Source organism: Rhizobium sp. 01N447_2, from assembly GCF_056399245.1.
The window spans coordinates 17451-26817 of sequence record NZ_JBFTQY010000071.1; the positions used below are offsets into that span (position 1 = coordinate 17451).

At 59.1% G+C, this 9367-nt stretch carries 14 protein-coding genes and 1 pseudogene; 11 read left to right on the top strand and 4 right to left on the bottom strand.

Annotated elements, in window-relative coordinates:
• Window positions 1-86: 86 nt before the first annotated feature.
• From AC1ECN_RS31275 to AC1ECN_RS31290, 4 genes are all read left to right on the top strand, one after another.
• A complete protein-coding gene (locus tag AC1ECN_RS31275) occupies window positions 87-554 on the top strand; it encodes a hypothetical protein (protein WP_017990595.1) in 468 nt (155 codons plus the stop codon).
• Between the two features lie 701 nt (window positions 555-1255).
• The gene (locus AC1ECN_RS31280) at window positions 1256-1519 is read left to right on the top strand and encodes a hypothetical protein (protein WP_477955097.1); all 264 of its coding nucleotides are present in this window, start codon (window positions 1256-1258) and stop codon (window positions 1517-1519) included.
• A gap of 11 nt (window positions 1520-1530) precedes the next feature.
• Window positions 1531-1770 carry a hypothetical protein gene (locus AC1ECN_RS31285; RefSeq protein WP_018069184.1) on the top strand — a complete coding sequence of 80 codons (240 nt, stop codon included), beginning with the start codon at window positions 1531-1533 and terminating at the stop codon, window positions 1768-1770.
• Window positions 1767-1991, top strand: coding sequence for a hypothetical protein (locus AC1ECN_RS31290; protein WP_018069183.1), 225 nt, complete (start codon window positions 1767-1769; stop codon window positions 1989-1991). The genes AC1ECN_RS31285 and AC1ECN_RS31290 overlap by 4 nt, the downstream gene beginning before the upstream one ends.
• Window positions 1992-2017: 26 nt before the next feature.
• On the opposite strand, the gene AC1ECN_RS31295 is transcribed toward AC1ECN_RS31290, so the two are convergent.
• Window positions 2018-2257 (bottom strand): DUF982 domain-containing protein, encoded by a 240-nt coding sequence (locus AC1ECN_RS31295; RefSeq protein WP_063476526.1) that lies wholly within the window; start codon window positions 2255-2257, stop codon window positions 2018-2020.
• 183 nt (window positions 2258-2440) lie between these two features.
• Between AC1ECN_RS31295 and AC1ECN_RS31300 the strand changes: the two genes are divergently transcribed.
• From AC1ECN_RS31300 to AC1ECN_RS31325, 6 genes are all read left to right on the top strand, one after another.
• A complete protein-coding gene (locus AC1ECN_RS31300; protein WP_130672128.1) occupies window positions 2441-2629 on the top strand; it encodes a hypothetical protein in 189 nt (62 codons plus the stop codon).
• A 9-nt stretch (window positions 2630-2638) separates the two neighbouring features.
• Window positions 2639-3661: a helix-turn-helix domain-containing protein gene (locus AC1ECN_RS31305; protein WP_130672127.1), complete on the top strand. Its 1023-nt coding sequence runs from the start codon at window positions 2639-2641 to the stop codon at window positions 3659-3661.
• A 130-nt stretch (window positions 3662-3791) separates the two neighbouring features.
• Window positions 3792-4400, top strand: coding sequence for a hypothetical protein (locus AC1ECN_RS31310; RefSeq protein ID WP_130654842.1), 609 nt, complete (start codon window positions 3792-3794; stop codon window positions 4398-4400).
• A 98-nt stretch (window positions 4401-4498) separates the two neighbouring features.
• Entirely contained in the window at window positions 4499-4750 is a 252-nt protein-coding gene (locus AC1ECN_RS31315; RefSeq protein ID WP_003546085.1) for a type II toxin-antitoxin system Phd/YefM family antitoxin, read from the top strand.
• Window positions 4747-5196 carry a type II toxin-antitoxin system VapC family toxin gene (locus AC1ECN_RS31320; RefSeq protein ID WP_130672125.1) on the top strand — a complete coding sequence of 150 codons (450 nt, stop codon included), beginning with the start codon at window positions 4747-4749 and terminating at the stop codon, window positions 5194-5196. The genes AC1ECN_RS31315 and AC1ECN_RS31320 overlap by 4 nt, the downstream gene beginning before the upstream one ends.
• Before the next feature lie 219 nt (window positions 5197-5415).
• Entirely contained in the window at window positions 5416-7002 is a 1587-nt protein-coding gene (locus tag AC1ECN_RS31325) for a hypothetical protein (RefSeq protein WP_130672124.1), read from the top strand.
• A 427-nt stretch (window positions 7003-7429) separates the two neighbouring features.
• Here AC1ECN_RS31325 and AC1ECN_RS31330 read toward each other — a convergent pair whose 3' ends face one another.
• Window positions 7430-7894 (bottom strand): MAPEG family protein, encoded by a 465-nt coding sequence (locus AC1ECN_RS31330; protein WP_020397368.1) that lies wholly within the window; start codon window positions 7892-7894, stop codon window positions 7430-7432.
• A gap of 137 nt (window positions 7895-8031) precedes the next feature.
• Between AC1ECN_RS31330 and AC1ECN_RS31335 the strand changes: the two genes are divergently transcribed.
• Window positions 8032-8703, top strand: a complete 672-nt coding sequence (locus AC1ECN_RS31335; protein ID WP_245278450.1) for a TetR/AcrR family transcriptional regulator — start codon at window positions 8032-8034, stop codon at window positions 8701-8703.
• Window positions 8704-8706: 3 nt separating this feature from the next.
• On the opposite strand, the pseudogene AC1ECN_RS31340 reads toward AC1ECN_RS31335, so the two are convergent.
• A pseudogene (locus AC1ECN_RS31340) lies at window positions 8707-9003 on the bottom strand (DDE-type integrase/transposase/recombinase); the annotation flags it as partial.
• Window positions 8927-9280, bottom strand: a complete 354-nt coding sequence (locus AC1ECN_RS31345) for a GNAT family N-acetyltransferase (protein ID WP_075226015.1) — start codon at window positions 9278-9280, stop codon at window positions 8927-8929. The gene AC1ECN_RS31345 and the pseudogene AC1ECN_RS31340, both read right to left, overlap by 77 nt.
• Window positions 9281-9367: the final 87 nt, after the last annotated feature.

The following is a 9367-nucleotide window of genomic DNA, read 5'->3' on the forward strand; positions in this document are numbered from 1 at the left end:
TGTACTACCGGCACCGGTGTGCGCACATCGGCAGCCTGATCACCAAGCTGCCGGGCAGATCAGCAGACGATAATATTGGAGGGGAAATGCTTGCTTTTATGGGAACATGGCCGGCGCCGGTTGTTTACGGCCTGGTTGGGGGGATATTCGGGGCGATCGGCGCGGCTGTCGGCCATCTGGCGGCCAAGCGATTTCCGAACGCGAGAACGATCATTATTGTTCTGTTTCTTGCCGGTTCAAGCCAAGTCACCAAACTGATCGTCATTCCCAAAATTCAGAATGACGAGGCGAACGCTAACCTGCCGCAGAAGATAGACGCCATTACCACTCTTGAGCGCATCTCTGTCGAGGGAAAGACGGTCCGATATTTTTACCGTCTGAGCGATTCCCTCCCTTTAACGGATGGGGCCGTTATGAAATCAGGCATTGCCCCGTCCGTGTGCACTTTCTGGAAGCCGAAGCTTGATTCGGGCGAGGCCGAACTCGCCGTCTACAACTACGCTTTCAAGGATGGGCAGTCGAGTTTCTACCTGAAGGCGAGCGATTGCCAATAACGTCGCGACGTGAGGTCGTCCGCTAAAGAATATCTCAATGATTCAAACGTCTTATGAAGGGCAAAAGATGCTGAAACCGACATCGCGCGCCGGCAGAATCTGGTTCTATATCGTAACTTTCGCAGTGTTTCTCCTGGCGTTCAGCGCCGCGCGGGAGATCTACGGTCTTTAGGATTTCGTTCCGAACCTTGCCGGATGGCATCCAGACCCGCCTCGATCACCTAGTCGGTGATTTCGATTTCATGCGCATGGCCGGCCTCTTTTTTCTCTTAGCTTCATACTCCAACTTCAGTTCTCACTCCTCTCTCTTCAGCTTAGGAGGAGAAGGTTCCTGAAGGCTGGTGAGGGAGGGTTCCGGCCAAAGCTTCCCCCTACCCCATGAGCAAAGCCCATGAAGCCGGGAGAGCATTGGCCAAGTCCTGAAGGCCGGAGCCGGGATGGGACACGTGCCAGAGGGGCCATTCGCTTCGCCCTCGTCCTGATTTTCTGACAGCGCACTTAAGGACTTTCGCTTCCCGCGCCGCTGGGCTTCGTCAGCTCGGGAGTTGCACCCGGTCGCCCAATCACTTGCCCCAGACATACGCCTACGATTCGTACCTCGTCAATCACTGGGGTATTTTTTATACCTTTGCTGTTGACGCAATAGGGTATGATATATACCTTTCTCTCACAAGCCGATCAGAGGCGCGAGAGGACAGGCGATGCAGCACATCCGCAATATYGAGACCGAGGAGAGCAAACGGGATGCTCGCTGGAATACGGCGCGCACGATGGGCGACTGCYGCGCCTATATGGCCAATGAGGCCCAGCGCATGGGCGCCCTCGGCTTTGCCTTTCTGCGCCGTCCTGAACATTCGATCCGCGGCCCGTCCTGGCTGCGGGGTGCTGCCGCCAGCGTCGAGGAGCACTACCGCTATGCCCGCGAGATCATGGGCATCACCGATCACGATCAGCTTTACGCTTGAGGGAAACGGAGATGTCTGCCGCCAACCCCGCATCAGAGCCATCGACCGAGAGCCTTTCCCTTCCTGCCCCGCAGGCCGGAGCAGTCGAAAAGACGACCCGCGCCAAGGCCCGCTTCACGGCCGGGGCACCCGATCTCCTGACGGCACTGGTGGAGGCCGAACGCTTTTTCGATGGCAGCGACGATCACGGCTGCCCGCTTCACCGGAAGATCCTCGCCGCCATCGACACGGTGAAAGGCAGCCCATCATGAGCGATTGCCTGATCAAGGTCTTTTCCGGCTGCGCCTGCCCGCCCGGCGAATGCGCTGAAAAGCCCACCACCCCGGCGCCGGTCACCTTCGTCTCATGGCGGACCCAGGCAATCGCCTGCCTCGCCTTCGGCTTCCTCGCGGCCATCGTTACGGCCGCCTGGATGGAGACGCAGTTCAAAACCCGGGATCTGCGAAACCAGGAACAGGTGTCATGGAAGTGAGCCAGGGCTTTTGCCAACACCGCCGCTCAGGAGCTGAACTTGATGTCGCTGGCCTTCGCCGCAGTGATGAATGCCCGCCGCACCTGCTCGGGCCCGGCGGCATCGTTGAACACATCAAGCACAAGCCGTTCGGCCGCCTTCGCCGCCGGCGTCTGCTCGGGCCAGTCGTTCAGCAAAGTGTTGCCGGCCTGAACGACATTATAGACCGTCCTCACCTTGCCATTGATGGTGATCTTCACCGGCTTGAACCTTCGTCGTTTGCTCATGATGCATCCCCCTCACGCTGGAAATACGCGACTCAACGAATCACCGCGGGACTCGTTCCGGTCGAGATGATTCTTTGTTCGCCAGCCGGGCGCCGAGCCCGATGTCCTCCGTCTGCATGACAGAGCACGGCTCGGATGCGTGCGAGAATGCGGCAGATGAAGCCCGAACCGGGAGGCAACACAATGGACCTTCAGAGTCTCGTCGCCGCGCACATGCCAAACCGCCGTCGCCCGACGCAGATGGGCGCCGCGGCCGAGGACCGATACTACCGAAATCAGATCACCCTGCCGCGCCTGAGGCTTCGGCTGCTCGGGCTGACTGCCGCGACCGCCGGTCTGACGCTGTTTCTGGCCGGCGTCATCAAGGCATGAGGTGCCGCCATGCTCCGACAGACCGATCATGCTATGCTGCGATCCGTTGTCATGGGGGACCGCGCGATGGACGACAGCGAGGCTGACCGGGCGGCGATCATGGCAGTGATCCGCGCCGAAACCGAGGCCTGGCTGCAGCGGGATTTCGAGGCGCTGGCGAGCCACTGGGTGCAATCGCCGCAGACCCGGCGGATGGAATCTTTCATCTCGCTCGGCGTCCGGGTGGACGAAGGCTGGGAGCCGATCGCCGCGCGGATCAAGAAGATCGTCGAGCGATTCCCGGAGAAACACGCCTTTTCGGAGCGCGTCCGCTGGGAAAAGGTCAACATCGTCGTCGACGGCAACATGGCCTGGATGACCTTCGATCAGATCGGCAGCGACACCGGCGAAGATCGCAAGCGCCAGCTCCGGATCCTCCACCGGATCGACGGCGCCTGGAAGATCGGCTGCATGGTGATGATGGAGAGCAGCGTCGAGGAGGCGAACTGCCCACTGATCGAGGTCGACGCGGATGCAAGGATCCTCTGGACCAACCGGCTGGCGCGGGAGCGGATGCCTGGCCATCCCGGGCTCGTCGCCGCTGCCGGCCGCCTGCGTGCCCGGCAGCGCGAACGCGACCCTGCGCTGCGCGAGGCGGTGCGCCTGGCCTTCCGCGAGCTGCAGAGCCAGAGACCGCTGAACATCGCGCCGAAGCAGGCCTGGGCGGTGGCGCTCGGCGAAGACGCGGCGGGGATTCCGCTCTACTGCTGGGTCCTGCTCGAGGACGGCAAGGCGCTGGTCTCCTTCGACGACGCCGAGACGCTGGTGCGCCGGATCGCCAGCGCGCGGGAGGTTTTCGGCCTCTCGCCGGCGCAGACCCGGCTTGCTCGGCTGATCGTCGATGGCCATGACCTCGCCGCCGCCGCCGATCTGCTCGGGGTCAGTGTCAACACGTTGCGCACCCAGCTACAGCGCATCTTCGACAAAACCGGCGTCCGCAGCCAGGCGGCATTGGTGCGGGTGCTGTTGAGCGCCGGGGCTCCGAGCCAATAGCCTCGACCGCGACCAATGATCATGACGCGGCACCTCGCGCGAAACACGGCAGGACTCGCTCCGGTTGAGGCGCCTATCTTGCGTGTTATTGTTGATCAGAGAATCAATGAAATTTGCCGGTGGCTAAAACGTGCCAGAGCCAGAAAAACGTAGCGACAAGTTTACGTGGACATATGCCCTCTGGCTGTTGCCATTCCTGGCGCAAGATTGGCTATATTGGCTTCATCCCCAATGGGATTGGTGGACGATCAGCCTTATCATATGGGTACTGACCCTGATCGCCGTCGCAGGCTCCCTCTGCATCAATCTGGCGCGGCGACGCTGGCGGCGTCTCGTCTCTCTCCTCATCGCACCCCTTCTGTTGCTGGTCCTGCTCCGTATCCTCGCTGCTGTCGGCATAACGTCCGACAGCGTTCGATTTGCGCTGACCAAGCAAACGTACCTGGCAGAGATCGAACGAACCGATCTGCCGGGCGGAGAGCAACGATTCAGGACATTTGTCTGGGACGATACGTTCCTCGAGAAAACCTACTCGACGCTCGTCTACGACGAGAGTGATGAAGTCGCCTTGCCCAGGGGCGAGCAATCCACGGCCTGGCAACAGCGTGTCCAGACATCATGCTCGGAAAAGAAGGAATGCGTGGATCTCGATCCCGGTCCGGACGAGTACGTCAGCGTCAGAAAGATCGGCGAACACTTCTATATTCTGGACAATTATCTGCCGAATGCGTTTCCTTAAGCCGCCGCCGCTGCGCCCTTGGAAAATTCCCCCTCTTGATTCCGTCAGCGTCAATATCTACTTTGACCATATATGGTCATTTAAGACAGGAGGCCGCAATGTCAACGATCAGCGTGGCAGAGGCAAAGGCCGGTTTCGCCGGTCTGGTCGATGAAGCGGCCAACGGGGAATTCGTGACGATCACGCGGCACGGAAAGCCCGCTGCCGTGCTTGTGTCCGTCGAAGCTGCCGAGGCCGCGAAAAGGGCTTTGAAGAAACCACGGCCGAATTTCGGGGATTTCCTGTTGACCTTCCCCGGCGGGGTCGAGCTGGAGCGGAATCCATCGAAAATGCGCGATATTGATCTGTGACCGCCTATCTTCTCGACACGAACATCATTTCGAAGCTCGCGCCGGGCAAGGTGGCGCCGTCCGATCCGGTGCGAGCATGGTTTCATGAGCAGGGCGAAGCCGATGCTCTCTTTCTTTCGGCTCTATCGGTCGCGGAGATCGAGAAGGGAATGCGGAACCTTCACCGCCGCGGCGGGATCGAGCGGGCAAAGCGCCTTTCGGCATGGCTGGACTTCGTCACCGAGAGTTTCGGCGATCGGATATTGCCGATGGATACCGTTGTCGCGCGGATCGTCGGCGCCCTGGAAGATGAAGCCGAAAGCCAGGGCCGTCATCCCGGCCTTGGCGATCTCATCATCGCGGCGACCGCGCGCGCCTACGACCTTACCGTCATTACGGAAAACCTGCGGCATTTCCAGCCGCTTGATGTCGCTGTTGATCTTCCCGCCGCGTTCCGGTCGGAATGATCCGAAGCATCGCCGATGACGAGCCGCCCTTGATGTCGCTCGCCCTGGCTGCCGTTATAAACGCCCGTCGCGCCTACTCGGAAGCACAAGCAGCTTGGCAGCTTTGACCGCAGCTCCTGCTCACGGCGCAGCGCCTCACGCACCGATCTGAACCTGATCTAAACCCGACCCTCCAAAAGAGATCGTGATATGGTTGGCGTCCAATTTGGAGGGGGAGCTATGCTGAAAAATCCCATAGTTGGACTGGCGGTTGGCGCGCTTATGGTGTTTGCGACCCACGCAGGTGCGACTGCCGATCCGCTCCCCAAAGGTTTTGAGCGCCACAAGTTCAACGGATCGGTCAGACCGGAGGTCAAGGACGGCGTGACCCGGTTTGAGATATTCGACCGTCAGTGTTCCAATGTCGACTATGGAGATGGACGCGGCGAAAATGATTGTCGCAATGGCAACGTCCGCTCAACGATTCGCTATACGCGAGACATGAGGGTTGGCGAAAGCGTCGAATACAAGTTTGATTTCCGGCTCGATCCGACTTTTGCCTACAAGGGCTGGCAAAACAACTCCGCAAATGGCTTTTATCCCGATGGCTGGGACAGCCATTTGCGTCTCGCGTCCTGGGAAGGACCGGCAATCCACAATTTCATCTACATGCTGAAAGCCGACACGCGCAACGGCGTGAACTTTCTCGCCCGCCAGTGCCAAAAACCCGGAGATTTCGGCAAATGGGCGAGATTCTCGCTGAAAATCCGATGGGCAAACGATGAGAGCGGATGGGTTACGGCAAGCTGCGACAACAAGGTGATCTATGCCGCCGAAGGCGAAGCAACCAACCAGGCCCCGCATTGCTGGGAATCGAACGAGTGCGAGCCGCAATCAAACCGCGACCCAAAATCATTCAACTTCATTCTCGGCCCGGTGATGATGGGTTGGGGCAATGAATGGAAGAACTATGACCATCATACGTCCCAGTTTGACGTGGTGCAGCCGGATGGTATCGGCATCGATGTCCGCAATGTCAGTGTGACCCGCAGTGTCAGCGACTATTCCGCCGAACAAGCAGTTTTGCTCAAGAGGTTGCAGCAGCAACTGGCTCATTTGGGCTGCAAGCCGGGGAATGTCGAGGGCAAGCCTGACAAGGCAACACGGCAAGCCGCGCTCTCCTGCCGCAAGTTCGAGAGCGGTTCGCTTCCCCAAGCGCTCAACCTCACGACACTGCAAGCCTTCGCTGACGCCTATGCCAAACCGGAGACCGCAAGTCTGCCTTCGGGCAACGCCGCGGCTGGTGCCGAAAACGTTTCGTCAAAACCGAGGACCTATATCAAGCTGGGCGAAATGCTCGCCCTGACGACAGGCAAAGACACCAAGGTGAATTCCGACTTCTTTGGCAAGATCAAAGGCGCCAAGAAGGGGCAGAACGAACTGGACTTCATCATACTGGGGCAGTTCGACTACACCGACAACAGTTTCAGCCAGCTGTCATTTGTTCTGCAAGACAAGCTCTCCAAGGCCGAAGTGAATGCGGCGGCCAAGTGCGGCTATGGGACGATCAGATTTCCAGACGGCACAGATCATGTGGAGATCGGCATGCAACGTTCAGGAAACACGTTCTCGTCGCCGCCAAGAACTGACTGCTTGATTCAAGCGCTCGGCAAACGACCGGCATCGCAGGTTCCCTACCTCACCACGGGGTTTGCCGATCTGGCTAAATCAATGGTTTCCGACGGCGGCTGGAAGAAACTCAGGCATGACGGTTTGAAGATATTTGTCAAACGTGTTGCGGATGGTGAAATCACAGTCGGCGGCTGAGATCGCAGCACGGCGCCGCACGTTCCATCGGCTGCGGCTTCTTCCGGTGTTCCGGTCGGGATGATCGGTGCCGAACACTACCACGCTCCTAGAGCCTTTCCGGGTTAGATTGCAGCATTCTGTTGGCTCAAACGGAGTCGGATGATCGACCGGCCGGCGCGCGTCGTAGCCCAGCTCTACGGCCAAGCCGGCCGGTCGATCAGCCGGCCCGTTTCAGCCAACCCGAAGGGCCGGGCATCTTTCCGCCAGGATCAAAGGCGATCGGCTCGGACGTACCTTGGGGTATGCCCATCGCCAATCGCCTTTGCCCTGACGAAAACCTGCTCCGGCAGAATGCTTCAATCTAACCCGGAAAGGCTCTAGAAGACGCCCCTACCTGACCGCCACTCTCACTGCCATCGTGATCGCCATTGCCGAAAAGACCAGCTTACCAAACGGCGCTCACGAACGTGCTGCCCGCCATGAAGATGATTATGAGTGAGCCGGGTGTCCACAGTGCTGCGCGAATGTCATGAATCTGGGCGGTATAGTAGGCGATGAAGTGCAGCAGGCGCGTCACGACATAGCCATAAAAAAGGAATTGCGCGAGCAGCAGTGAAGGTGCTGTCGTCACGTATAGAAGTCCCGCCACAAGGAAATAGGGTAGGTTTTCGAGATCGTTGAGCTGAATGCGGCGGATACGATCAACGCGCTCGTTGGGAGCCAACTGGCTGTCATGCGGCCGTGGATTGGCCATCGTCTTTTTCATATCCTCGGGATTTCGGAAACCGCCATTTTCAGCGGTCATGCGGATGACAGTCAGCCACGACATCGCGACGCCCTTCAGAACCATCAATGCGGCCGCGATGGCATATGCCGCGAAGACAGGATTGGTCAGGCTCAAATGATCCATGTGAAAATACCCCATCCCGTTTGGCAAGGAAATTGACTTTCAGTATTCTTTTTAGACCGACGGTCTTAAAAGTCAATATATGGACGAATCTATTTGCCGCTGGTATATCTTACAGATCACCTCGRTCGGAGTAACTTGTGCCAAGCAGTAAACAGAGTCGTACCGTCGAAGACAAAGCTGCCAGCCGGTTGGCTCGCCAGCAACGCCGTCGTGAGAGATCGCGCGAGGAAATCCTCGATGCAGCACGAAAAGTGCTGCTGAAGAGTGGTGTTGCGGCGATGACGCTGGAAGCCGTCGCCAGCGAGGCGGGCATCTCGAAGACGGGGCTGTACTACTATTTCAGCTCCAAGGACGCTCTTGTCTTTGAACTTGTGTTCAGCACACTCGAAGGCCATGCACAGGCGGTGCAATCCGCGGTCGCGACTGCTGAGACCGGAGGCGAGGCGCTCGGTGCGATCATGCGTGAAACGGTCCATGCCTACGCTCCGAAAATGGACGACTTCCGTCTTGCCTTCATGTTCGGCCAGGTTGCGGGGTCGGCAGGCGTTCAATGGTCGCCCGATCAGTTCGCCCGCATCCGCCCTCTCAACGCGATGATCTTCGGCGGAGCGGCTGCGCTGATCGAAAAAAGGCAAACCGGCGGCGGGAAAATCGAACCGAGGCTGCTCGCCTTCCTTGCCTATCTCTCTGCGCTTGGTCTGCTCACGATGAAGGGAATGGTCGAAGCGCAGGGTGATCCGTTGATCTACAGTGACGAACGGCTGATCGACGGCTTCACTCAACTATTCGCAGCCGTCGACCGCAGCTGATACATCGACACGGATCGATGCTGGATACCCGACCTGCCGGCATACCCGCTCAAGCGTCTGTACCACGTCTTCGCCTTTATAGCTGAAGCGAGCGTCGACTGCCGGCGAGAAGCGAGAGAAGGTATCGACGACTGTCAAAACCCTGATCTTGCGGCCGGTAGCCAACTGGTCGTGAACGAAATCCATGGCCCAGATATGGTTTGAATGGGTCGGTTCCGTGCGGTCAGCCCGCAGCTTCGCTTTGACCCGTCGCTTGGGAACCTTGTTGCGGAGCTGGAGGTCCATCTCCTTGTAAAGGCGATAGATTCGCACCGAATCGGCGAGCCCGTTCAAGGACGTCCAACGCGATCTTCTTGCCGATGCCCCGACCTTGGTGGCCTGGGGCCACGGCAATCGACCGGAGCAGGATATCGCGGCCCGCCGGTTCAAAACCGCCGGAACCGCAGACCGATCCGTTCTCGGCGGCAATGAAGAATATCCGCCCGACCCCTTGAAGATCGTCGGTGGGCAGGCCTGCGCCATCTAGCAAGGCCTTGAGGGCGGGGTCGGTTCCGCGGACCGGTTCGATCTCGATCATTGGAGCTTCTCCGGATCTCGAGGAGCGCAGCAACCCTCGGCCGTGCAAACGGGAGCGCCTATTTCATGGTGGGCCGCACGGCAGTCC

What these genes read in the sequence shown, in the direction of transcription:
- AC1ECN_RS31275 (WP_017990595.1), top strand. Translation starts at nt 87, where the DNA reads ATGCTTGCTTTTATGGGAACATGGCCGGCGCCGGTTGTTTACGGCCTG.
- AC1ECN_RS31330 (WP_020397368.1), bottom strand. Translation starts at nt 7,894, where the DNA reads ATGGATCATTTGAGCCTGACCAATCCTGTCTTCGCGGCATATGCCATC.
- AC1ECN_RS31295 (WP_063476526.1), bottom strand. Translation starts at nt 2,257, where the DNA reads ATGAGCAAACGACGAAGGTTCAAGCCGGTGAAGATCACCATCAATGGC.
- AC1ECN_RS31285 (WP_018069184.1), top strand. Translation starts at nt 1,531, where the DNA reads ATGTCTGCCGCCAACCCCGCATCAGAGCCATCGACCGAGAGCCTTTCC.
- AC1ECN_RS31315 (WP_003546085.1), top strand. Translation starts at nt 4,499, where the DNA reads ATGTCAACGATCAGCGTGGCAGAGGCAAAGGCCGGTTTCGCCGGTCTG.
- AC1ECN_RS31300 (WP_130672128.1), top strand. Translation starts at nt 2,441, where the DNA reads ATGGACCTTCAGAGTCTCGTCGCCGCGCACATGCCAAACCGCCGTCGC.
- AC1ECN_RS31290 (WP_018069183.1), top strand. Translation starts at nt 1,767, where the DNA reads ATGAGCGATTGCCTGATCAAGGTCTTTTCCGGCTGCGCCTGCCCGCCC.
- AC1ECN_RS31305 (WP_130672127.1), top strand. Translation starts at nt 2,639, where the DNA reads ATGCTCCGACAGACCGATCATGCTATGCTGCGATCCGTTGTCATGGGG.
- AC1ECN_RS31325 (WP_130672124.1), top strand. Translation starts at nt 5,416, where the DNA reads ATGCTGAAAAATCCCATAGTTGGACTGGCGGTTGGCGCGCTTATGGTG.
- AC1ECN_RS31345 (WP_075226015.1), bottom strand. Translation starts at nt 9,280, where the DNA reads ATGATCGAGATCGAACCGGTCCGCGGAACCGACCCCGCCCTCAAGGCC.